General features: G+C 29.5%; 18 protein-coding genes. 16 read left to right on the top strand and 2 right to left on the bottom strand.

Features of this window, described 5'->3' with window-relative positions:
- From Q0V24_RS01455 to Q0V24_RS01425, 7 genes are all read left to right on the top strand, one after another.
- Positions 1-2,657 (top strand): SpaA isopeptide-forming pilin-related protein (locus Q0V24_RS01455; protein ID WP_297517867.1); only part of this gene is annotated, 2,657 nt, incomplete at its 5' end.
- A gap of 147 nt (positions 2,658-2,804) precedes the next feature.
- Complete coding sequence (locus tag Q0V24_RS01450; protein WP_297517865.1) at positions 2,805-3,197, top strand: hypothetical protein; 393 nt, start codon at positions 2,805-2,807, stop codon at positions 3,195-3,197.
- A 225-nt stretch (positions 3,198-3,422) separates the two neighbouring features.
- Entirely contained in the window at positions 3,423-4,196 is a 774-nt protein-coding gene (locus Q0V24_RS01445; RefSeq protein WP_297517862.1) for a hypothetical protein, read from the top strand.
- A gap of 264 nt (positions 4,197-4,460) precedes the next feature.
- Positions 4,461-5,975, top strand: coding sequence for an ABC transporter permease subunit (locus Q0V24_RS01440; RefSeq protein ID WP_297517859.1), 1,515 nt, complete (start codon positions 4,461-4,463; stop codon positions 5,973-5,975).
- Positions 5,976-5,988: 13 nt separating this feature from the next.
- Complete coding sequence (locus Q0V24_RS01435) at positions 5,989-6,723, top strand: amino acid ABC transporter ATP-binding protein (RefSeq protein ID WP_297517857.1); 735 nt, start codon at positions 5,989-5,991, stop codon at positions 6,721-6,723.
- A 254-nt stretch (positions 6,724-6,977) separates the two neighbouring features.
- Entirely contained in the window at positions 6,978-8,243 is a 1,266-nt protein-coding gene (locus Q0V24_RS01430; RefSeq protein WP_297517855.1) for an NRAMP family divalent metal transporter, read from the top strand.
- 122 nt (positions 8,244-8,365) lie between these two features.
- Entirely contained in the window at positions 8,366-9,265 is a 900-nt protein-coding gene (locus tag Q0V24_RS01425; RefSeq protein WP_297517853.1) for a chemotaxis protein, read from the top strand.
- Between the two features lie 39 nt (positions 9,266-9,304).
- On the opposite strand, the gene Q0V24_RS01420 is transcribed toward Q0V24_RS01425, so the two are convergent.
- Positions 9,305-10,642, bottom strand: a complete 1,338-nt coding sequence (locus tag Q0V24_RS01420; RefSeq protein WP_297517851.1) for a peptidoglycan bridge formation glycyltransferase FemA/FemB family protein — start codon at positions 10,640-10,642, stop codon at positions 9,305-9,307.
- A 279-nt stretch (positions 10,643-10,921) separates the two neighbouring features.
- On the opposite strand from Q0V24_RS01420, the gene Q0V24_RS01415 reads away from it, so the two are divergent.
- The 4 genes from Q0V24_RS01415 to Q0V24_RS01400 all read left to right on the top strand — a co-directional run bounded on the left by Q0V24_RS01415 (position 10,922) and on the right by Q0V24_RS01400 (position 14,886).
- Positions 10,922-12,508 (top strand): DNA mismatch repair protein MutS, encoded by a 1,587-nt coding sequence (locus Q0V24_RS01415; protein ID WP_297517848.1) that lies wholly within the window; start codon positions 10,922-10,924, stop codon positions 12,506-12,508.
- Positions 12,509-12,694: 186 nt separating this feature from the next.
- Positions 12,695-13,204, top strand: coding sequence for a PaaI family thioesterase (locus Q0V24_RS01410; RefSeq protein ID WP_297517847.1), 510 nt, complete (start codon positions 12,695-12,697; stop codon positions 13,202-13,204).
- A gap of 26 nt (positions 13,205-13,230) precedes the next feature.
- Entirely contained in the window at positions 13,231-14,265 is a 1,035-nt protein-coding gene (locus Q0V24_RS01405; RefSeq protein WP_297517845.1) for a M42 family metallopeptidase, read from the top strand.
- Between the two features lie 36 nt (positions 14,266-14,301).
- On the top strand, positions 14,302-14,886 hold the full coding sequence (locus Q0V24_RS01400; RefSeq protein WP_297517843.1) for a hypothetical protein: 585 nt from the start codon (positions 14,302-14,304) through the stop codon (positions 14,884-14,886).
- Between the two features lie 362 nt (positions 14,887-15,248).
- Here the strand turns inward: Q0V24_RS01400 and Q0V24_RS01395 are convergent, their stop codons facing one another.
- Complete coding sequence (locus Q0V24_RS01395) at positions 15,249-15,584, bottom strand: rhodanese-like domain-containing protein (RefSeq protein ID WP_297517839.1); 336 nt, start codon at positions 15,582-15,584, stop codon at positions 15,249-15,251.
- 233 nt (positions 15,585-15,817) lie between these two features.
- Here Q0V24_RS01395 and Q0V24_RS01390 point away from each other — a divergent pair, with 233 nt between their 5' ends.
- The 5 genes from Q0V24_RS01390 to Q0V24_RS01370 all read left to right on the top strand — a co-directional run bounded on the left by Q0V24_RS01390 (position 15,818) and on the right by Q0V24_RS01370 (position 24,392).
- On the top strand, positions 15,818-16,117 hold the full coding sequence (locus tag Q0V24_RS01390) for a metalloregulator ArsR/SmtB family transcription factor (protein ID WP_297517836.1): 300 nt from the start codon (positions 15,818-15,820) through the stop codon (positions 16,115-16,117).
- Positions 16,118-16,199: 82 nt separating this feature from the next.
- Positions 16,200-18,701 carry a CoA-disulfide reductase gene (locus Q0V24_RS01385; RefSeq protein WP_297517896.1) on the top strand — a complete coding sequence of 834 codons (2,502 nt, stop codon included), beginning with the start codon at positions 16,200-16,202 and terminating at the stop codon, positions 18,699-18,701.
- 188 nt (positions 18,702-18,889) lie between these two features.
- Positions 18,890-19,078 carry a (2Fe-2S)-binding protein gene (locus Q0V24_RS01380; protein ID WP_297517833.1) on the top strand — a complete coding sequence of 63 codons (189 nt, stop codon included), beginning with the start codon at positions 18,890-18,892 and terminating at the stop codon, positions 19,076-19,078.
- Between the two features lie 137 nt (positions 19,079-19,215).
- The gene (locus Q0V24_RS01375) at positions 19,216-19,419 is read left to right on the top strand and encodes a (2Fe-2S)-binding protein (RefSeq protein ID WP_297517830.1); all 204 of its coding nucleotides are present in this window, start codon (positions 19,216-19,218) and stop codon (positions 19,417-19,419) included.
- 230 nt (positions 19,420-19,649) lie between these two features.
- Entirely contained in the window at positions 19,650-24,392 is a 4,743-nt protein-coding gene (locus tag Q0V24_RS01370) for a GEVED domain-containing protein (protein WP_297517827.1), read from the top strand.
- The last annotated feature ends 57 nt before the right edge of the window (positions 24,393-24,449 follow it).

Below are 24,449 nucleotides of genomic sequence, written 5' to 3'. Positions count from 1 at the left end.
TTGATTCAAAAGCACAAACAGTAACAATAACTGAAAAAAATGCAGCAACATTAAAACTTATACCTTTCAAGGATACAAAGATTAATATAGTTGTAGTAAAAGGTCAGTTAACAATAGCAAAAGAAGCTATAGAAAATGGAAATGTAGTAATGAATAATGGTAAACCAGAATTACTTGGTGGAGCAATATTTGAAATTACAGGACCAAATAATTATAAAAATACAGTTACAACAATTGCAAATGAAAAGTTAGTAGTAAATGATTTACAACTAGGAAAATATACAGTTAAGGAAGTACAAGCTCCGACTGGATATAAACTTGATTCAAAAGCACAAATTGTAACAATAACTGAAAAAAATGCAGCAACATTAAAACTTACACCTTTCAAAGATACTAAAGAAGTAGTAACTCAATATGGAAGTCTTCAAATTACTAAGACTAATGAGAGTGGAAAAGTATTCTTAGATGGCGCAACATTTAGTTTATATAACTCAAAGAATGAACTTGTAGGTTCATATACAACTGAAAATGGTGGAATAGTAAAAGTTGATAAGCAACTTGCTTATGGAACATATTATTTAGTAGAAACTTTAGCACCAACGGGATATGAGTTAAATAATAGCAAAATTTATGTTACAATAGATAGTGAAAAAACTAAAAATGTGACAGTTTCTGATAAAAAAGAACAAGTACAAGTGAAGTACGGACAATTAGAGATAATAAAAGAGAACACTGATAAACAACTTTTAGCTGGAGCTAAGTTTGATTTATTTAATTCTAAGACAAATGAGTTAATTGGATCATATACAACTAAAGCAGATGGTAAAATCTTAGTAGATAAAAAATTAGCTTATGGTGAATATTACTTACAAGAAGTGAAAGCACCTACAGGTTATATTTTAAATACAGATAAGATAAAAGTTACAATCAATAGTGAACAAATTAAACATGTAACAGTTACTGACAAAAAAGAATCAGTAGAAGTTAAATATGGAGCGTTAGAAATCACAAAACAAAATACCGCTGGAAAACTTTTAAGTGGTGCAACATTTAATTTATTCAATTCAAATGATAAATTAATAGGTTCATATACTACACAAGCAAATGGAGTAATCTTGGTTGATAAAAAATTAGCTTATGGTGAATATTACTTACAAGAAGTAAAAGCACCTATAGGATATGAATTAAACACACAAAAAATAAAAGTTTCTATTAATAGTGAAAAGATTCAGAATATAACAGTTACAGACAAGAAAAAGGATGTAGAAGTTAAATATGGACAACTTGAAATTATTAAAAAAGGTACTAATGGTGATCTTTTAGCAGGAGCAACATTTGACTTGTATAACGTACAATCAGGTAAATTAATAGGTTCATATACAACAGAATCTAACGGAAAGATCTTGGTTGGTCAGAAATTAGCTTATGGCGAGTATTATGTACAAGAAGTACAAGCTCCTAATGGCTATGAACTTAATAATAACAAGATTTATGTTACAATCAATAGCGGAAAAGTTCAGGACGTAACAGTTACTGATAAAAAAGCGGAAGTAATAGTTAAGTATGGGCAACTTGAAATCACTAAAGAGAGTGTAGGTGGTAAACTTCTAGGAGGAGCTACTTTCAACTTATATAATTCAACTAATAATTTAGTTGGAACTTATACAACAGAATCTAATGGAAAGATCTTGGTTGATCAGAAGTTAGTATTTGGAGAGTATCACTTACAAGAAGTGAAAGCACCGGTAGGGTATCAGGTTAATAAAGAACCGTTCAAATTTGTTATCAATAAAGAAGGTATAGAAAATGTAACTGTTATTGATAAGGAAGCTGTGGTAATTATTAAAACTGGTGATATTAAGATTACTAAGAAAAGTACAGATGGTAAGCTTTTAGGTGGAGCTAAATTTGGATTATACAATTCAATAGGAAATCTTATTGGAGAGTATACAACAAATTCAGACGGATATATTATAGTTAATAAACTTAAATATGGAAACTACTCAATTAAAGAATTAGTAGCACCAGCTGGATACGAGTTAAATAATGAAAAAGTTAACTTTACAGTAGATAGCCAAGGGGTTAAAACATTGACAGTAGTGGATAAAAAAGATGAAACTGTGGTTAAACATGGAAGTCTTAAAATCACAAAAGAAAGCACAACAGGTAAACTTTTAGGTGGAGCAGTATTTGGAATATATACTTCAGAAGGTCAACTTCAAGGTAAATATACAACTGACTTACAAGGATACATTACAGTAAACAATTTAGTTTATGGTAATTATTATCTAAAAGAATTAAAATCTCCTATAGGTTATGAAATTAACAAAGAGCAAGTTAACTTTGTAATTAATAATCAAGGTGTAACAACACTTACAGTAATTGATAAATTAATTCATCCAAGCATAAATACAGGTGGTCATAAAGATCATCCAAGTATAAATACAGGTGCTCATAAAGAGCACTCAAATATAATTGCAGGTGGAGATAATTCAAGTACTATAACAGTTTCACAAAATAATCAGCATAACACTTCAAACGTAACTCTTCCTAAGACAGGTTCAGTTCTTGGAACAGATGGTCTTTTAGGATTAGGTTTATTATTAACAATAGGTTCTTTAGGCGCTATCTTATTTGATAGAAGAAGAAGATTCTAGGTGAAACTTTTAAAAGACATCCCAATTTGGGGATGTCTTTTTTTTATATATAGAGGTTATTTGGATATTTATATGAAATAAGCTTGTATACTTTTAAAAGAGATGGACAAACTAAGGTTGTACAAGTAATAAGGAGGCGGTAAAAAAATGGTTGCAGCAGAAAACTCTTATATACTAGTTATGCCAGATAAAAATGTTATCCCAGTAGAGGATATTGAGTATGCAAGAGCATATGTAAATAGGTATTATGAAAGAAAGATTGAAGAGTGTAAAGGTTCAAAAGAATATGAAGAACATGATTTAACTGATGATGAGGTTAGAGAAGAAGTATTTAGAACTATGGGGAATGATGAAGGTGAACCTATGCTTTATGATACAGATTCTGTTATAGAGGCAGTTAGAGAAAGCGATTTCTTTGAGGATGAACAGGAAGAAATAATAGGAAAATTATTAGTATATGATGTTGAATTAGACACAGATAAATATAGTTTAGAATTGTTATTAGCAGAATTAGAACCAACTGAATTATTTGCACAGTGAAATGAGGATTAGGAAATTCCAATATAGACGTGGAGTTTCCTAATTTGTTTTTTATGTGAATTTTTAGATTAAATTATAGTTATCATGATATAATAAAGTTCAAGATTAGAAGGAATAAGTTGATATTTTTAATATTTTGTAATTACTATTGTGTAGATAATTAGTATTATAAAAGGTATATAAATAAATACCATTGAAATAAATAGATTAGGATGTGAAAAATAAGTGGAAAATAAACCAAAGAAGAGTAGAGGAATTATTTTAGATTCTTTAGCTTTAACAAAAAGGAACTTATGGGGAATAATAAAAATAGTAGTAGTATTTTATGTATTTTTAACTTTAGTATCAGCAGGAATATTATATGGTGGACTTGGAATAGCTAATAAAAATACAACAATATTATCATTTATGTCAATAATAGTAGTGGTAGGTATTGCAGTGATAGGAGCACTTGTACAGAGTTTTACTGATGCATCAGCAATAAAACTTGTGAATGAGAGTTTGAATGGAAATAAAATTACTATGAGAAGTGCTATAGGAGCATCTTTCAAAAAAGGTTGGAGAATTATAGGTGCAGCAATACTTGTTGCAATAATAAGTTCAATAGGCGGATTCCTAGCTATAGTTACAATGAATTTAATAGCTATATATATAGGTAGTGCAGGATATGCATTCTCAGTTATTTTAACAATAGTAATTGGAGGCATAACAGCACTTTTAACATCATTTATAATTCCAGCAATAATGATAGATGATATGAAAGTATTTGCAGCTTTTAAGAAAACTTTAGCTTTACTAGGAAAAACAGATGGGCAAGCAATATTAAAAGTTTTAGGACTTATGATTGTTTCATTTATAGTAATATCAGTATCTTATTTAATTAGAATAATCCCTCACTTTGATTTTATAGGAAGTTATGTTGTTTTATTTGTAGGACAAATAGCCCTTGTATTTATTGAAGTAGGAAAAATAATTATTTTTAGAGATTATGCAAAATAAATTTTAAAAAAGAGTTCGATTATATTAGAAAGTTATTTTTAATATAATCGAATTTTTTTATTTTAAGGAAAAATAAAAATTAAATTTTCATACAAATTTCACAATTATAAATTACAATATAATTACACAAAATAGAAGAAAGAAATAAATAACAGATTAATGGGGAAAATAAATTTATGGTTTAAATTTATTTAATTTTTTGCAAAATTTAATTCTGATAAAATCTATCGGAATTATTGTGAATAGAATTTAGGAGGTTTATTAATGAAAAAGAAATTAGCAATAATCATATCAATAATTTTAATTGCAATTATAGGTTTCTTTGGTTATCAATATTATTCACAAAATCAAAAGAGTAATAAAAAAGTGATAACAGTAGCTATGTCGGGGACATATTATCCATTTACATTTAAAGAGGGAGATAAAATACAAGGATTTGAGGTTGATGTTTGGAATGACATTGGAAAAAGACTAGGCTATAAAGTAGAGTTTAAGACAGCGTCATTTAGTGGACTTTTTGGAATGTTAGATTCAGGTAAGGTTAATACAATAGCAAATCAGATAAGTATAACTAATGAAAGAAAAGAAAAATATTACTTTACGGAGCCTTCAGTTTATACAGGGGCACAAATAGTTGTTAGAAATGATGAGAAGGGCATTACAGACTTATCAGATTTAAAAGGCAAAACAGTAGGGGTTGACCTTGGAAGCAACTATGAGGCTATGATTAAGGCTGCAGATAAGAGTGGAGATATAGGGATTAAAACATATCAAGATACTAATGTAGCATTTAATCAATTGATGCTTGGTAGAATTGATGCTGTTGTAATTGATAGAGTTTCAGCTGCAATGATGATTAATAAAGGTAAATTACCTTTAAAAATAGTTGGAAAGCCAATTAAACCATTGGAAAATGCATATCCATTTGCAAAAACACCAGAAAATGCTAAGTTAATAACTAAAATTAATGGTGCAATAAATACAATGAGAGCAGATGGTACTCTTAAAGCTATATCAGAAAAATGGCTTAAAACTAATGTAACATCATTAGGTGATTCAGATAATGTTGGAGCTATTACTGGAAATGATAAAGTAAATGCAAATGCAAGTAGAACAAATGCATTCGATTTTTCATATGCAAAAGAAATTTTCCCGAAAGTTTTAGTTGGACTTAAAACTACACTTATCATAGCTATAGTTTCTATGATAATAGGGCTTGTAATAGGACTTATTCTAGCGGTTGTTAGAGTTTATAAAGTTCCTGTTTTAAAGCAACTAGTAGAAGTTTATATATCATTCTTTAGAGGGACACCTCTTCTAGTTCAATTATTCCTTTTATACTTTGGATTACCACAGATAATTCCAGAGCTTAGAGATATGTCAGCATATTTTGCAGCTATAATAGGGATAGGTTTAAATTCATCTGCTTATATAGCAGAGGTATTAAGATCATCAATAGATGCTATAGATGATGGACAGATGGAAGCATGTTATTCACTTGGAATGACAAGAGCACAAGGTCTTAGAAGAATAGTACTTCCACAAGCTTTTAGGATTGCAATACCACCGCTTGGAAATGTATTTATAGATAATATCAAAAGTTCATCACTTGCATTTACACTTGGGGTTGTAGAGATACTTGCACAGGCTCAAATGATAGCAGCAGCAAGTTATAGATTCTTTGAACCTTATGTAATTGCTGCATTAATTTATTGGATTGTAATTTTATTCTTTAGTTTCCTTCAAGGAAGACTCGAGAAGAAATTATCAGTTTATTAAGGGGGTATAACTTATGATAAAAGTAAAAAATTTAGCAAAAAGATTTAAAGATAATGAAGTTTTAAAAGATATAAGTTTAGATGTTAGTAAAGGGGAAGTTGTTGTAATACTTGGGCCATCAGGCTCAGGTAAATCAACACTTTTAAGATGTCTTAACTATCTTGAAAAACCTAATAAGGGAAAGATAACGATAGGAAATGTAAGTGTTGATGCACAAAAAATAAGTGGTAAAGAAATAATAGCACTTAGAAAGCAGTCAGCTATGGTATTCCAGCATTATAATCTTTTTAATAATAGAACTGTATTAGAAAATGTGAGTGAGGCATTGCTTATAGTTAAAAATATGAAAAAGAGCGAAGCAGAAGAAATATCATTAAAGATGTTAGAAAAAGTTGGTATGAGTGATAAAAAAGATGCTTATCCTAAAACTTTATCTGGTGGACAAAAGCAAAGGGTTAGTATTGCAAGGGCTATGGCAATTAATCCTGAGGTAATTCTTTTTGATGAACCTACATCAGCTTTAGACCCAGAACTTGTTTCAGAAGTTTTAGGAGTTATTAAAGGTCTTGCAAAAGAACATAGAACTATGATTATAGTTACTCATGAAATGACTTTTGCTAAAGAAGTTGGAGATAGAATTATTCTTATGGAAGGTGGAGTTGTTGTTGAAGAAGGAACTTCAGAACAGATATTCACAAATCCTAAAGAAGATAGAACAAAAGAATTCTTGAAAAAATTTATAGTTTAAATATAGTAAGAAAAGTTCTAATTGCATAAATTATGCGATTAGAACTTTTTTTATTTCCAATAATAGAAGGTGAAAAACAAATAAATTACAAAATCATTATTATTATTAACAAAAAAGTTAAAAAAAAGATAAACGTTTGACAGTAATATTTAAGAGTGATATTCTAGCTTAAGTGATAATACTTATCAATTATAAGAAGGCTTAATAAGCAATTATAAAACTATTTTATTAAAAAAAGATTGGAGATTTAAAAAATGAGTCAGACGAATTTAAGTGATGCTCAGAAAATTGCTAATAAAAGAAGAAAGCGTACTTTCTTGATGATGTTAGCAACTATGGGGCCTGGAATTACAGTAATGCTTGCAGATACAGATGCAGGTTCAATTATTACAGCAGCACAATCAGGTGCTCAGTGGGGGTATAAGTTAGTACTCCTAAACTTAATACTTATTCCTATATTATACTTTGTACAAGAGCTTACAACACGTATAGGAATCACAACAGGGAAAGGTCATGGAGAACTTATTAAAGAGAAGTTTGGTAAGTTTTGGGCTTATATAGCTGTTATTACATTATTTATATCGACTATAGGAGCTTTGGTAACAGAATTCTCAGGTATGATGGGAGTTGGATTATTATTTGGAGTTTCTAAATGGATTACAGTTCCTTTAGTTATAGGAGCATTAATTCTTTTAAGTATGACAGGTAAATATAAGTTTGTTGAAAGAGTTGCAATCATCGTAGGATTGTTTGAACTTATATTTATACCAGCAATGTTCTTTGCGCATCCTAACTTCCATGAAGTTATGAGAGCACTTGTAGGACCTCAGCCACTAGGGAGTGCAGCATATTGGTTCTTAATATCAGCTAACGTTGGGGCAGTTATTATGCCTTGGATGGTATTCTATCAACAGGGAGCTGTTGTAGATAAAGGTCTTAAAGTTGAAGATATGAAATATAGTAGAATTGATACTGCAGTTGGGTCAATAATTACACAGCTAGTAGTAGTAGTAATTATTATCACAGTTGCAGCCACTATTGGAAAAGTCAATCCAAATACATCATTAAATACTATACAACAAATTAGTGATGCAATTACTCCGTTCCTTGGAGAAACAGCAGGTAGAATTGTATTTGGAGTAGGAATTTCTGGGGCTGCTTTAGTAGCGGCTATAGTGGTTTCACTTGCAGCTTCATGGGGCTTTGGAGAATTATTTGATAAACCATGTAGTTTAAATAATAAATGGAGTGAAGCACCATTATTCTATTCATTTTATGTTATTGCATTATTAATAGGTGCAGTTATAGTATTATCAGGATTACCACTTGTTCAATTATCACTTTGGGTAGAAGTTTTAAATACGTCATTATTACCTATAGTTTTAGGATTCTTATTAGCACTTGGATGGCATACATTGCCAGAAAAGTACAAACTAAAACGTTGGGAGAAGATAGTTCTTCTTGTAATATACGTAGTAGTTTGTGGGCTTGGAATACTTACAGTAGTAATGTCATTTTAATTAAATAAAAATTATAGCTTATAGTTATCAAAAAATGATGACTATAAGCTTTTTTTATTTCAGAATGAAAAATTAAATACGAATACTAAAGTAGAGTAGTATTTAATAGGAGTGGTGGATAAATGAGTTTTAATAGTGACATTTTATTAGAGTCAGGAACAGGAGAGTTAGAAGTTTTAAAATTTAGAATAGGAAAAAAGCTTTATGCTATAAATATAATAAAGGTTAAAGAAGTTGTGGATTGTAATAATCTTACAACTATACCAGATTCACATGATGAGATTGCAGGAGTTATTTTATGTAGAGATGAGATTATACCATTAGTTGATTTAATATATATTTTAGATAAAAAGAAAAAGGAAGAAGAGATATTTAAGACAATAATTTGTGAGTTTAATGAAATGAAAGTAGCTTTTAATATTGATGAGGTTATAGGAGTTCAAAGAATTAGATGGAGTGATATCATAAAGCCTATGGCACTTGTAGAAAGTAGTCTTGTTATAGGAAATATAATAGAAGGTGAAAAAGTTATTCTTTTACTTGATTTTGAGAAGATAGTTACTGATATTAACCCAAAGGTTGGTATTAGTGAGGATAGAATAGTTGATGTTGAATATAGAGAGAGGGACCATATAAAAATTGGAATAGTTGATGATTCTCTTCTTATAAGGAATCTTTTAGGCTCTACTTTAGAGAAGGCTGGATTTAAAGATGTTAGAAAATTTGAAGATGGTGAGTGTGCTTATGAATATTTAGAGAAAATTGTAACTAATAAAAAAGATAGATTTGTGGAAGATATTCAGTTATTAATTACGGATATAGAAATGCCAAGAATGGATGGTCATACTCTTACTAAGAAGATTAAAGAACATGATAACTTAAAGAGGTTACCAGTGATAATATTCTCATCGCTTATAACTAGAGATTTAGAACATAAGGGGTTAGCAGTTGGTGCTGATGCACAGTTTAGTAAACCAGAGGTAGAGAAGCTTATAGAGTGGATAGATAATTTGTATGTTTAGATAAGAAAGGGATAACTCATAGCGAGTTATCCCTTTAAATTATTGCTTTTTATTCATTATGTTATTTCTTATTTTTTTGAATTCCGGGAAGGCTTTTTTGTATAAGTTATATATAAGACCATTGATAACAAGATCAAATTCTCCTATAAATTCAACAAAATTACCGTTGAATCCTTTTTTGAACTTGTAAAGACCATATAATGGGTTCTCGGGATTTAAGTCACCTGAAACACCTCTAAAGTCATATACAGGACATCCAAGGTCTATTGTATCCTCTATCATTGCCCATTGCATTGCAAAGTTTGGCATTGTATCACGAAGAATATTATCAGATGCACCGTATAAGTACCAACCTATATCTCCATGGTAAAGGTATAATGAACCTGAAAGGTATAATTCTTGACCTTTGAATGGTTTGATTGATTCAATTTTACTTTTGAATCCTTCGATTTGTCTTTCACTTTCAGCAAATTTCTTTTCGTTGTCAGTGATTTTCTTTTGGATTCTGCTTTGCTTATCTGCATCTTCTTCAGCAGCAAGTTTAACTTTTTGATCTTCAATTCTTGCTAAAGCTTTAGTCTTTTCAGATTCTTGCTTTGTAAGTTTTTCTTGAAGTCTTTTAAAATCATTGTCATAGCTATATTTAACCATGTAAAGTCTAGCATGTGGATATAAACAATCTACCATACTTTTAAAGTAATCTTTACCTCTAACTATGAAGTTATCTCTTTTACCTGTTGTAACCATGATCTCATGGAATTTTGTTATAACCTCATCAGTAAGTGACTCTTTGTCATAAACTTCAACAGAAAGTCCTCTCTCCTCAGCAACTTTTATATTATATCTTGTTTTGCTTGAAAAGCTCTTGAAAACAGCTTTCTTGATATCAGCTTTTTCACCTTCTACTGGAAGTGGAAGTCTGAATACGAAGTTTGGTTGAATTCCTTCAAAGTTTTTACTATCTGTGTTTTTGTATCCAAGGCTTTGTAAATGTTCTTTTATAGAGTTTCCTTCTTCTAATAATTCTTCATTTTCACGAAGGTGAATATCAGGGTCAACTGTTATAAAAGCAACTTTATGCTCTTTAGCATAACCTTTAAGATATTCTGTAAACTCATTAACTAAGTTTTTATTTGTGTAATCACAAGTAAATCCTCTAGGTATATATCCCATGTAAATGTTAACCTTTGGTACTTTTCTAAGGTGCATAGCAGCTGTTAAAACTACCTCACCATTTTCATCATATCCTGCTATAAATTTTGGTGTCCAATATTCCTTAAGGTCCGCCCAGTAAGAAGTTTGAAAAATGTGCCCCTTAGCGTGTGACGCATTAAACTTATTGACTTCTGCTGGAGAAATCTCTTTGAATTTATACAATGTATGTTCCTCCTTAAACGTATAAAAAAGGATTTAACAAAATCCTCTCTAAACATTAATCTTATTTTAAGTTTTTTTGAATTTTCTTCTTAAAAAGTATATGTCTATTCTAATATGAATTACTGTTATATTCAAGCGTGTAAAGGTTTATAGCATAAAAAATATTATAATAGGAAAAAATTAACTGGAAGTTAAGTTTATATTAACTAACATTATGGCGAATTTTAGGATGATTAGTGTATAATAAAAACTAACTGTTAAGTTAGGAGGCGTAGATTGATGTTTAATAAAAATTCTAGGGACTATGTTAGAACTTTTTGGCCAGATGGTCCAGATAAAACACATGATATGAAAGGTATTAGAAAATATTATGATGAATATACAAGTGGAGAGTATGGGGAGGTAGATGACCAAACTTTTTCGGATTTAACATTAGATACATTGTTTGAAGAAGTTGATGGGACTTATAGTAGTGCAGGAGAAGCTAAACTTTATGATATGCTAAGACATCCTGTAAGAGAGCAAAAAAAACTTGATGAGAGAAGTAAAATAATAGAACATTTTGGTGAGAATACAAATGATAGAATTGATGTTCAGGAAATATTTTATGACCTTAATAAGGATAAGAATTTTGAATTTATAGATTTATTAAAAGGTACATTTGAAGGTAGCAAAAAGAAAAAGCAATTATTTTTTGTTTTAGGTAGAATTTTACCAATAGTATTTATACTGTTATCAGTAGTGAATTTTAAATTTTTATTTGGACTTATAGCAGTAGTTATAGTGAATTCTATGATTGCTATGATGGAAAGAAATTCAAATGATAAAAAACCTTTTGCAGGAATTTATTATAGTTCAAAAATTATGAAAGCAGCACAAAGAATCAAAAAGTTAGATATTCCAGTATTAAGTGCTTATAATGAAAGAATTGATAAAGCATTAAATACGATTGGAAATGATCAGAGAAAATTTAAGAGTGTTGCATCAGGGCTAATAAGTGATGATATTCCTGATGTGTTAGAGCCTATAATTCAAATTTATGCAACTTTAGTACTTCAAATGGAAAATGCTTATTTTTCAATGATTGATAATGTTGAGATGTATAAGGGTGAAATTAAAGATTTATATGATATAGTTGGTGAAATTGATGGACTTATAGCTGTTGCAGGTTATAAAGAAAAGTCAGAATATAAAGTTTCAAAACCTACATTTGTATCAGATGATAATGGTCTTGAAATTATTAATGGGGCACATCCTCTTGTTGAGAATGTAGTTAAAAACTCAATAAATATAAGTAATAAAGGGATAGTTTTAACAGGTACAAATATGTCTGGTAAGTCTACATTCCTTAGAATGATTGGTATAAATATAGTTCTTGCACAAAGCTTTAATTTTGTTCATGCAGATAAATATAAAGCACCATTTTTAAATGTTGTAAGTTCTATAAGTCCTGATGATGATATTAATTCTGGTAAGAGTTACTATATGGCAGAGGCTGAGGCAGTTCTTAGAATATTAAAAGCACTTGATGGAAAAGTTAAAGTGTTCTGTGCTATAGATGAGATATTTAGAGGAACAAACCCAGTTGAAAGAATCGCAGCATCTGAGGAAATTCTAAAATATATTCAAAAGAGAAATTCTATATCAATAGTTGCAACTCATGATAAAGAGCTTACTGATTTACTTAAAGAAACTCATAATTTCTATCATTTTAGTGAGAGAGTTAGTGAGAGTAGTGGATTATCATTTGATTATAAATTAAAGAGTGGAATACTAACTACAAGAAATGCTATTAAGCTTTTAAAATACATTGGTTATCCTGATGAAATAATTAGTGGTGCATATAAAAGTATTGGGAAAAAATAAGATATAAAATATAAGTATTAGAATATTTAAATGTAAGTTCAAAAAGAGTATACTTAAATATAATAAGTAAAATATATCTTCTTATTTTAGTAAAATAGGAAGATATATTTTTATAGAAAATTAAAAATTGGGCAATAAATTAAGGTGACGCTTATATTTAAGTTCATTAGAGAAAGAGGAGTTTTTATGGAACAGAAGGTTATGAGAAAACAATATTCAAGCAAAAACTGTTTAGTGTGTGGAATTAACAATACTCTTGGATTACATACTGAGTTTTATGAACTTGAAAATGGTGAATTAGTTGGAATATTTAAAACTGTTGATGAACATCAAAGTTACCCAGGAAGAGTTCATGGTGGGATGTCAGCAGCAATTCTTGATGAAACTATAGGAAGAGTTATAAATATTTCTGAAGAAGGAACATGGGGAGTTACCATAGACCTTCAAATTAAGTATAGAAAGCCAGTACCACTTTGTACAGAGCTTAAAGTAGTTGGTAGACTTACAAAGAATACTCATCGTTCATTTGAAGGTGAGGGAGAAATCATCCTTCCAGATGGAACAAAAGCAGTTACTGCTACTGCAAGATATATGAAACTTCCAACAGAAAAAATAGCTGATGGAGATTTTTCGGATGAATGGATTAAGTTAGAAAATGATACAGACCCAGAAGTTATAGATATACCACAAAAATAAAATGTAAGATCAGAGGAGATGTTATTATGATAGAAGTAAATAAAGAATATCTTTTAAATACAGTAAAAGAATTATTAGAGTTTGATAGCCCAACAGGTTACTGTTTTGAAATTATGGATAAAGTTGAAGAAATGGTTAAAGACTTTGGATATAAGTTTGAGAAAAATAGAAAAGGTAATGGAATTATTACTGTTGAGGGGAAAAGTAATGATGAAGTTATAGGCCTTGCAGCTCATGTTGATACTTTAGGTGCTATGGTTAGGTCAATTACTTCTAGTGGAACACTTAAATTCACACTTCTTGGGGGACTTATTGTACCGACTTTAGATAGTGAATATTGCAGAATTAGAACTAGAAATGGTGGAGTTTTCACAGGGACCTTCCTAAGTACAAGCCCAGCAGCACATGTTTTTAAAGATGCTACTGACAAAAAAAGAGACCCTGAAAATATGGAAGTTAGAATTGATGAGGTAGTGAAGTCTAAAGAAGATGTAGAAAAACTTGGAATCGCTGTTGGAGATTTTATATGTATAGACCCTAAAACTGTTATTACAGAAAGTGGTTTTGTAAAATCAAGATTTATAGATGATAAAGCAAGTGTTGCTATACTGTTAGCACTTTTAGAAACTATGAGTAGAGAGAAGATAGTACCAAATTATACAATCAAAGTTTTAATATCTACTTATGAAGAGGTTGGGCATGGAAGTGCATCAATTCCAAAAGATATAACAGAAGTTATATCAGTAGATATGGGATGTATAGGTGATGATTTAGGATGTACAGAATATGACGTATCTATCTGTGCTAAGGATTCAGGTGGACCATATGATTATAATATAACAACTAAGTTTATAAAGCTTGCAAAAGAGAATGAATTACAACATTGTGTAGACATATACCCTTTCTATGGAAGTGATACAGTTGCTGCTTTAAGGGGTGGAAATGATGTTCGTGGAGGTCTTATAGGACCAGGAGTTCATGCATCTCATGGAATGGAAAGAACACATTATGAAGGTATGGAAAATACTCTAAAACTTTTATATTTATATTTAACTAAATAGATTTTATATTTATTGAAATTAGGTGGGGGTACACAAATGATGAAGAAAAAAAAAGTATATATTATTGGAGGAATATCAATTGTTATATTAATAATTGCTACGATTATTGTTAATATTGATATAAGCAAAAATATTTTAACATTAAAAAACAAAAAAGAAGTTAATGTAGTAAATCAAACAAAAAAAGAAGAGGTTTTAAAGGATGCTGTGACTCTGAAAGAAGTAGATGGAGAAATGTATGTAGATATTGATAAAAAATATAGTGGGATAATAGGGATTGGAGATCAAAATAAAAAATATATGTTAAAAGTTTTGCCCTATATGAAAGATCAAAATAAGAAAATTGGTTTATATGCAATAACATATTATAATCCTAAGACATTAACTAATGAGTCATTAGGTGATTTTTGTACAGAGGTTGTAAAACACTCAGATTATACTTATGTAACACTTATAAATGAAGATAACCATGATGAAGGAATAACTATTACTCCAGGTGGAATTAATTCAGTATTTACAAAAGGGAAAATAACTCAATCTTATATTGTTAGAGATGATAATAAAGTTGGGATGTATAATGAAAATATTGAAGGCGGAATACGTTGGTATATAAGGTCATAATACAAAGTTTAAGTGATTTTTAATAGCATCTTTAAAGTTAAATCTTTAGAGGTGCTTATTTTATTGTGATTTAAAGGATAGGCTATCTTAAAGGAAGCTAAACTTGTACTACCTGAGTTGTTTAGTTTTAGCTAAGGGCAAACTATTAGATGGTCAGGTAAATTTTGGATTTTTTTACATTTTCAAAATATTCAGCGTAATCGCTAGAAGGTAAATCACCTTATAAAAATTTGTAGTATTAATAGTTTAAGTAAATATTAAAAAATATTCTTAGTGTAAAATCTTATGTTTGTATATTGAAAGATAAAGTGCAAAATCAAGTGAAGCTCTTTAGAAAAATTTATTGATTTTACACTTTATTATTATATATTTCGTATATAAGAGTTTATACCACCTTGTAGGTTATAAACCTTTTCAAAGCCATTTCCTTCTAAAACTAAAAGTGCATTCTTACTTCTCATACCTGATGCACAGTAAACTAGAATAGATTTATCTTTATATTTTTTTATTGTAGAAAGTTTATTTGCAAGTTCTCCGACTGGTATGTTTATAGATTTAGGTATTGAACCACCTTTAAATTCATCTTTTGTTCTAACATCTAATATAAGCATATTAGAATCGTTATTTATCATATTAACAGCAGTTTTTCCATCTATTGTATTATCATTCATTCCTAGTAATGATTTTAAAAAATTCATTTGAACACCTCATTTATTTATTTTAAAAACGTTATATTCAAATAATACAATATATAAAAAGGATTGTCAAATAGAAATGTATATTATTTTTCAAAAAAGAAAAACTATATATAGAGTATATAAATATAAGGAAGTCTTTTTTATACAGTCTTTATTCTTAGTGCAAAGTGATAATTGACAAGTTAATCATTATATTGTATTATTTGAATATAGAGATTGATAGGAGGGATGATATGGATAAAAAGAATTTTATGCAAGATCCAAAGACTTATGAAAGTACTGCCGAAATATTAAAAGCAATTGCACATCCAGTAAGACTTTGCATTGTTAGGGGATTATTAGAATCGGAAGGATGTAATGTAACGTATATGCAAGGATGTTTAAATATTCCTCAATCAACAATATCACAGCATATTGCAAAGCTTAGATCAGCTAAAATTATTGAAGGTGATAGAAATGGTCTTGAAATTACGTATCGTCTTACAAATGAAAAAGTTAAAAATATAATTCAAGTTTTATTTGAAAAAAATTAGAGTGTTTCTAATTTTTTTAAAAATAAAATTCAATTATTTGAATATAAGGATAAACTAATAAATAGATAGTATAGGAGGAACAATTATGAAAAAAATAATTATTGTTGGAGGAGTTGCAGGAGGTGCTAGCACAGCTGCAAGACTTAGAAGATTAGATGAAAAGGCAGAAATAATACTTTTTGAAAAAGGTGAGTATATATCATTTGCAAACTGTGGACTTCCTTATTACATAGGTGAAACTATTAAAGATAGAAGTAAACTTTTAGTTCAAACAAAAGAGGGTATGTCTAAAAAGTTTAATATGGATATAAGAAATTTAACAGAAGTTATTTCTATAGATAAAGAAGCTAAAACAGTTACTGTAAAAGAAGTTGAAACAGGTAGAACTTATAGTGAAACTTATGATGTATTAGTATTATCTCCTGGGGCAAAACCAATTATGCTACCAATTAGTGGGATAGAGAATGCTAAAAATTTATTTACTCTTAGAAATATACCAGATACAGATAAGATAAAAGCTCATGTAGATAATAATAATATTAAAAATGCTGTTGTTATTGGTGGAGGATTTATTGGGATAGAGATGGTTGAAAATCTTGTTGATAGAGGAATTAATGTAACATTAGTTCAATTAGATAATCAAGTTATGCCTCCAATTGATTTTGAGATGGCTTCAATAGTTCATGAACATTTAAGAGAAAAAGGTGTTAATTTAATTTTTGAAGATACTGTTGAAGTTTTTGAAAATGAAGGAAGAACATTAATTCTTAAGAGTGGTTTAAAATTAGATTCAGAGTTAACTATATTTTCTGTAGGGGTTAAACCTGAAAGTGAAATAGCAAAAAATGCTGGTCTTAAATTAAATCAAAGAGGCGCTATAGTTGTTGATGATCATATGAAAACTTCAGATGATAGTATATATGCTGTTGGAGATGCAGTTGAGGTTAGAGATTTTATAAATGGAAAACAAACTATGATACCTCTTGCATGGCCTGCTAATAGACAAGGTAGACTTGTTGCAGATAATATTTGTGGTAAGGATGTAAAGTATAATGGAACTATGGGGAGTAGTGTTGCTAAGGTGTTTGATTTAACTGTGGCTTCTACTGGAAATAGTGAAAAGCTATTAAAAAGACTTGGGATAGATTATAAAGCTATTCATATACAAGCAAATTCACATGCAGGATATTACCCAGGTGCATTCCCTGTATATATTAAATTATTATTTAATGATAATGGAGATATTTTAGGTGCTCAAGGAGTAGGGCTTGATGGAGTTGATAAAAGAATAGATATAATTGCGACTGCAATTAAAGGTGGAATAAAAGCTTATGATTTGGCAGATGTTGAATTATGTTATGCACCTCCATATTCTTCAGCTAAAGACCCAGTTAATATGGCTGGTTATGTTGCTTCTAATGTTTTAGAGGGTGATGTTAAGGTTAGAGATATATTTGATGTTGATTCTGTTATAAAAAATGGAGAATTTATTTTAGATGTAAGAAATGAAATGGAGCTATCAAGTGGCGTTATTAAAGGTTCTTATAATATACCATTACCTGATTTAAGAGAAAGACTTTCAGAAGTTCCAAAAGATAAAGTTATAAACATTCATTGTAAAAGTGGACTTCGTTCTTATTTAGCTTATAGAATTTTAACTCAAAATGGATATGATTGTAGAAATATTGATGGTGGTTATGATTTATATGGATTTATTGATAGGGAAAAGAAAGCTCAAATAAATGATAAAGAAAATAGAAGAGAAAATGGAATGTTACAAGAAGTTGCAATAACTAAAGAGGATGGTGAAATTTCTGTGGGAAAGTCACAAGGGGAGAATAAAGCAAGTAAAGTTATAAGTGTTGATGCTTGTGGACTTCAATGCCCAGGACCTATTAGAAGAGTTTATGAAGAAATAGAAAACTTAGAAGATGGTGATATTTTAGAAGTGAAAGCAAGTGATTCTGGATTTAAAAGAGATATACAGGCATGGTGTGAGTCTACTGGAAATGAGCTTTTAGAAAATTCATTCTCTAAAGAAGAAAAGTGCTTTAATGTTAAGATTAAAAAAAAAGCTTGTGATGAAAAATCTAATAGTATAGTAGAAACAGAGAAAGATGGTGCAACACTAGTAGTTTTTAGTGGAGATTTAGATAAAGCGTTAGCTTCATTTATAATTGCAACAGGCGCTGCTACTATGGGTAAAAAAGTTACTATGTTCTTTACATTCTGGGGACTTAATATATTAAAAAAATCAGAAAAAGTAAATGTACAAAAAGATGGTATGGAAAAAATGTTTAGTATGATGATGCCAAATCATGCAGGAAAGCTTCCACTTTCAAAAATGAATATGGGTGGAATGGGAGCAAAAATGATTAAAGGTGTTATGGAAAAAAATAATGTTGATAGTGTTGAATCAATGATGGAAAATGCTATGAAACTTGGAGTTAAGCTTGTTGCTTGTGCAATGTCTATGGATTTAATGGGTGTTAAAGAGGAAGAGTTAATAGATGGAGTTGAGATAGCCGGAGTTGCAACTTATTTAGGTGATACTGAGAAGAGTGGATTAAATTTATTTATCTAAAATTATAAAAATATATAATAAAGTACTTAGAATATGAGAATATTCAGGGTGCTTTTTTATTTGTAAGAAGATAAGAGAAAAGTATTCTTTTCCTGTGATGATACTTAAAAAAAATAAAAAATTTGAAAGAAAGTAAAGTAGGGTATAAACTAAATATACAAATATGTTTTAAGCCAAAGGAGAATAAAATGAGTAACACAGAGAATGACATAATGGTATGCAGATGCAAACAGATTTCAAAAAATACAATAGTAGATGCAATAAAAAATGGTGCAGATACTTATGATAAAGTAAAAGCAGAAACAGGTGCAAATGCTTATGGGTGTATGGGATGCAGAATACAAGTTAGTAAATTAATTGAAATAAACAAAAAATAGATATATGAGTTTCTAAAGGTAAATTTTATTTTTAGGAACTTTTTTTGTGTAATAAAGTATTAGAATAAATTTTAGGTTTGTACTATAATTGAATAGAGTATCTAAGATATTCATTTTAATTATAGGAGGTATGAGTTATGGCAAAAGTTATAGGAACACTTGGACCTGCAGCAAGAAAATTTGTTTGTGGATGTGGACAGGTAACAAAAAATGATGTTATTGATTCAATTAAAGATGGAGCAACTACATTAGAAGAAGTTAAAGCAAAAACTGGAGCAAGCCAAAATGGTTGTGGTGGATGTAGTGGGAGAATTGAAGAAATTCTTAATGAATATAAATAGATTTGAATTATATAAAGGTTAGAGAAAAAGAAAATCAGAAATGATTTTCTTTTTTTTTGCTTTTAGTGTCACAAGTTAGAGGTGAGTTTAATATTATAGATATTATATATTTAAGGATAGAAGGGAGAAGTCTGTCCTAAATTAGAAAAGTACTTAAATTATTTAGTATCGGATATCTAAAATGTTTGAAGTTGAAAAGAATTAAAACTTAATAAAAGGGAGATGATTTTATGACAAAACCTTTTGAAGATAAGTCAGTTGCAGGTGGGAAAAATGATGAGGGTTTAAAACTTAATGTAGGAGAAGCAGACTTAGAAATTGCTTTAGGTGAAGTTTATAAAGATGAGTTAAAGACTTTGAAGGTAGGGGAAGTGCCATTTATATGTGAGGCTATAGGGTATAGGTTTGCAGTTCCTAATACGGGGCTTAATAGTGGCTTTTCAAAGCTGAATTTAGTTACAGGGAGTATAACTACGATAAAAGGTGATATTGGAGTAGTTATAAATGCAGTGGGCTATAATGCTATAGATAATTTAATCTATGGGATAGTTCAAGATGAGGATAAGGTTACTCTTTTAGTTAGTGTAGATAAAAATGGTGATGTGATTAAGCAAGGAATTATAAATAATATTCCAATAGAGGCAAGCACGGCAATGGGTGCTATTAATTCTAATGGACATTTATTTATTAGAAATAATTTATCAGATATTTATTATGTAGTAGATACTAACCAAAATTCAGTAAACTTTTGTAGATTATTAGACCCAATAAATAAATTTGCTTTAGATACAACTCCTTTTGGAACAGAGATGACAGGAAGTTCATTCTTTTCAGATTGGACATTTGGGGTTAATGGGGTAATGTTATTTGGAGCAAATAATACAGGGACAGTAGTTAGAGTGAATTCTTTAACGGGAACATATAGTGAATTTATAACAGGTAGTTTGCCAGCGCAAAGTTATGGTTCTGCATATTCAGGACAAGATGGATTTATCTATTTAACAGGGAACAATGATGGAATTGTTTATAGAATTTCGATTAATGGAAATCAGGCGATAGCAGAAGTTTTTGCAAAGGAAAGGTCAAGTTTAGGTGATGATGGTACAAGTTGTTTAGATTCATTTTTAAATGTTGATTTTGGTGATGCACCAGATATTTCAGGTGAGAATGGAACTGGTAATTATAATACTCTTTTAGTTAATAATGGACCAAGGCATCAGATTAGAAATGAATTATTTATAGGAACTAGTATAACTTTAGAGAGTGCTACAGGGGATGAGGGCATAAGTGAGCCAATTAATATAGAACCTGGGTGCGGAACTTATAGATTACCTTTAACGGTTATTAATAATACAGGGATGAATGCTAATTTATATGCTTGGATAGACTGGAACAAAGATGGAGTATTTCAATCTAATGAGAGCATAACAAAAATAGTTAGAAGTAGTAGTGGAAGTCAAATAGTTGATTTGAATTTTATAGTTCCAAAGACATTTATAGTTGGAGATAAAACTTTTTTAAGAGTGAGATTAACTACAGATAATCTTACTAATTTAGGAGATATAAATGAGGAAGATACAAGGAGTATTGGACCAGCATCAGATGGAGAAGTTGAAGATTATATTGTGAGGGCAGAGGAGAAAAAGATGGATTTAGAACTTATAAAGGTTGTAAGTAAACTTGTTGATAAAGTAGAGGCAAAAGTTGGGGATGAGATAACTTATACATTAGGTTTTGCTAATATAGGAAGTAATGATGCAGTAGATATAATAATTGATGATAAAATTTCAGAAGGAGCAAGTTATATACAGGGTACAATAGTTTCTAATGTTTTAATTACTGGAAATCCAATTGAAAATATAAAATTAGTTAATCCAGTTATAGCAGGACAATATGTAATGATAAGCTTTAAAGTTAAAGTGGATGAAGTTCCAATACAAAATATTATTACGAATATGGCAAATATAAATTATAAATATAAGGCAAATGAAAATGGTAATGAATTTGAAAAAAGTATAAGGTCAAATGAAGTTTACACTAGTGTATTAGATATAGTTGAATTGAATTTGTATGAAGAAGAGGTAGCTAAAAATATTAGTTTAACTGAGCTAAATGATACTTATGAGATAAACAGCTTAACCCTTGAAAATAAAGAGGCGAAAATTGTAGAGGCAATTAAAACTGTAGATAAAGATTTTGTAGATGTAGGTGATGTAATAGCTTACAATATAACTTTTAAAAATGATGGGGAAGTTTTAGCAAGTGATGTTTTAATTATTGACCCAATACCAGTGGGAACAAGTTATATGCAAGGTTCTTTAATTTCAAATGTGGGAGTTACAGGTTCACCAACTACTATAATAAGTTTGATAAATCCAGTTTTGCCAGGGCAAGCAGTATCTATATCTTTTAGAGTTAAGGTAGATGAAATACCAACAATAAATCCAATTTTAAATAAAGCTACAATTAATTATAAATATATAGATTCACAAGAATATTTAGTTGCAGATAGTATGGAAACTAATATTGTTATGACAGAGGTTAGGCATGGTGAAATACCAATAGTTGGAGCTAATGCGGCTATTAAGATAGGGGACAAAAGTACAACAACTATTGGAGAAAATATAACTTATACTGTTAGAAGTAAAAATACAGGTAATACTCAAATAAATAATGTGATTATTAAAGATATATTACCTCTTGGAACTAGTTTTATATCTGGAAGTACAACGGTGAATAATGTGCCAACAGCTCAGAATCCAATCATCGGGGTAAATATAGGAACACTTCAGGCAGGCGAAGAATGCATTGTTAAATTTAAAGTTGTAGTATTAAAGAATGCACCAGATGAGATTAAAAATAGTGCAACAATATTATATGAGTATACAGTAGACCCAAATCTTCCACCTAAAAAAGAATCAATAATAACTAATGATGTAATTATTGATAACTTAACTCCAGAAATTATTATTATAAAATCAGCGAATAAGGAAGCAGTTATATTAAATGAAATTATAAAATATTCATTAGAAGTTGAAAATGTAGGAGAGGTGGCAGCACTAGACCTTATAATAAAAGATACTCTTGCAATTGGTTTGGAATATATTAATAATCTTTCAATTAATGGAGTTCCTTTTATTGGAGATATTACTCTTGGTATAAATATCCCAAGTCTTACACCAAATGAAAAAATAGTTATAAGTTTTGAAACTAAAGTTATCAAAATTGGTAGTGGTGATTATGTATTCCAAAATCAAGCTAAAGGAACTTATAATTATCAAGTTGAGGCAGGAGGGACAGTGTTTTCAGGTATAACAGAGTCTAATTTAGTTAAGATACTAGCATATGAAACACCTGTGAGTATAGTGAAAAATACTGCTAAAGAGCTTGTTAAACTTGGTGATATATTTGCTTATACTGTTAAGATTAAAAATGATGGAGAACTTGATGCTGAAAATGTATTAATAAAGGATAAGTTTCCACTTGAGTTAGATGTTAAAGAAGTAAGGATTGATGGAACCTCAATAATTGGAGATATTGAAGATGGAATATTTATAGGACCATTAGATAAGGGTGAGGAGTTAATTGTAACAATAATAGTTAAAGCAATAGGACAACTTAGTAATCCATTTAAAAATATTATAGATGCAACGCTTTTATTTAGACCAGATACAAATAGAGCTATTGTAGAGGTTCATATAAGTGGAGAAGACAAAGGAATTATTGGAAGAGATCAAAGTAATATCTATCATGGAGTTGTAGTAGTTAAACCTAATTTAAATATAATCAAAAAAGCAGATAAAATAGAAAATGCTATTGGTGATATGGTTAAGTATACTCTAGTAGTTAAAAATACTGGAAATGTTAATGTTCAGGAGATAACTATACGAGATATTATAAATGAAAAGCTTAATTTTATTGCAGGGTCAGTAATGATTGATGGAGTTTTAGCACCAATGCAAGATGTATTATCAGGTATAGTGATAGAGTCAATTTCTGTAGGAGAACAAGTTAATATTACTTTTGATGTGAAAATTCTTAAGGCGGGAAGAATTCCTAATCAAGCAATTGCAGAGTATATTTATAAATCTGAAACTAATGGAATAAATCAAGCTGGTGTAAATGAAAGTAATGTAGAGATAATAAATGCTAGCAATGTTGATTTAATAGTTAATAAGGTTGCAAATAAAGAATTTGCAGTTTTAAGGGATGAAATAAAATATACAGTAACAATCAGTAATACGACTAAAATAATTACTAATAATATTATTGTAAAAGATAATATTCCACGATATGTAGAAGTTATTTCAGGAAGCTTTTATCTTAATGGGCAGGCAGTAAATACCGTTAATCTAGCTAATGGAATTAATCTTGGGATTTTACAACCAGGACAGGTTGCAGTGATAGAGTATAGCGTTAGAGTTATAAGTAATTCATGCAATAATGTTATTCAAAATGGTGTAGAAGTAAAATATAGTTATATTTTACCCAATGGGCTTTTAGGTAAAAAACTTTTACCAGCAATAGGAGCGCAGGTTAATGATATTCAAATGGGAATGTGTAATTTTAAGCAACTCAATATAGAGTCATATTTGACAGTTCCAGATGCTAAGCCAGAAATTCAAACAATAAATATAATTAAGGGAAATATAGAAATTAAAAGTTCTCATGTGATTAAAACAGCACCAAATATTTCAAATGAAGGGCAGTATTTAACAGGGTATAAGCTTGTAGTTAGTGGATGCTTAAATCTTATTGTTGAATATACAGGTTTGAATGCACTTCAAGCAGTTCATTCAACTCATTATTCTATACCGTTTAGTACTTTTGTTATTTTACCTGAAGATTATATAATTGGAAGTAAATTTGATGTACAGGGAATTTTAGAAGATATTTATCATAAACAAGTAGATGCAAGAGAATTTTTCACTAATGTAACAACTCTTATAAATGTAAAAATACTATTTTATTAATGAAGAAAGAGTGAAGTAATTAAAATTTTTTAGTATATCAGTAAAATGGAAGCAGCT

The organism is uncultured Clostridium sp., from assembly GCF_947039605.1.
GTDB lineage: Bacteria > Bacillota > Clostridia > Clostridiales > Clostridiaceae > Sarcina.
This window is presented reverse-complemented; position numbering and strand designations above follow the sequence as displayed.

Excerpts from the sequence above, each read along its gene's own strand:
- Q0V24_RS01450 (WP_297517865.1), top strand. The coding sequence starts at position 2,805 with ATGGTTGCAGCAGAAAACTCTTATATACTAGTTATGCCAGATAAAAAT.
- Q0V24_RS01440 (WP_297517859.1), top strand. The coding sequence starts at position 4,461 with ATGAAAAAGAAATTAGCAATAATCATATCAATAATTTTAATTGCAATT.
- Q0V24_RS01435 (WP_297517857.1), top strand. The coding sequence starts at position 5,989 with ATGATAAAAGTAAAAAATTTAGCAAAAAGATTTAAAGATAATGAAGTT.
- Q0V24_RS01430 (WP_297517855.1), top strand. The coding sequence starts at position 6,978 with ATGAGTCAGACGAATTTAAGTGATGCTCAGAAAATTGCTAATAAAAGA.
- Q0V24_RS01425 (WP_297517853.1), top strand. The coding sequence starts at position 8,366 with ATGAGTTTTAATAGTGACATTTTATTAGAGTCAGGAACAGGAGAGTTA.
- Q0V24_RS01415 (WP_297517848.1), top strand. The coding sequence starts at position 10,922 with ATGTTTAATAAAAATTCTAGGGACTATGTTAGAACTTTTTGGCCAGAT.
- Q0V24_RS01410 (WP_297517847.1), top strand. The coding sequence starts at position 12,695 with ATGGAACAGAAGGTTATGAGAAAACAATATTCAAGCAAAAACTGTTTA.
- Q0V24_RS01405 (WP_297517845.1), top strand. The coding sequence starts at position 13,231 with ATGATAGAAGTAAATAAAGAATATCTTTTAAATACAGTAAAAGAATTA.
- Q0V24_RS01400 (WP_297517843.1), top strand. The coding sequence starts at position 14,302 with ATGATGAAGAAAAAAAAAGTATATATTATTGGAGGAATATCAATTGTT.
- Q0V24_RS01395 (WP_297517839.1), bottom strand. The coding sequence starts at position 15,584 with ATGAATTTTTTAAAATCATTACTAGGAATGAATGATAATACAATAGAT.
- Q0V24_RS01390 (WP_297517836.1), top strand. The coding sequence starts at position 15,818 with ATGGATAAAAAGAATTTTATGCAAGATCCAAAGACTTATGAAAGTACT.
- Q0V24_RS01380 (WP_297517833.1), top strand. The coding sequence starts at position 18,890 with ATGAGTAACACAGAGAATGACATAATGGTATGCAGATGCAAACAGATT.
- Q0V24_RS01375 (WP_297517830.1), top strand. The coding sequence starts at position 19,216 with ATGGCAAAAGTTATAGGAACACTTGGACCTGCAGCAAGAAAATTTGTT.
- Q0V24_RS01370 (WP_297517827.1), top strand. The coding sequence starts at position 19,650 with ATGACAAAACCTTTTGAAGATAAGTCAGTTGCAGGTGGGAAAAATGAT.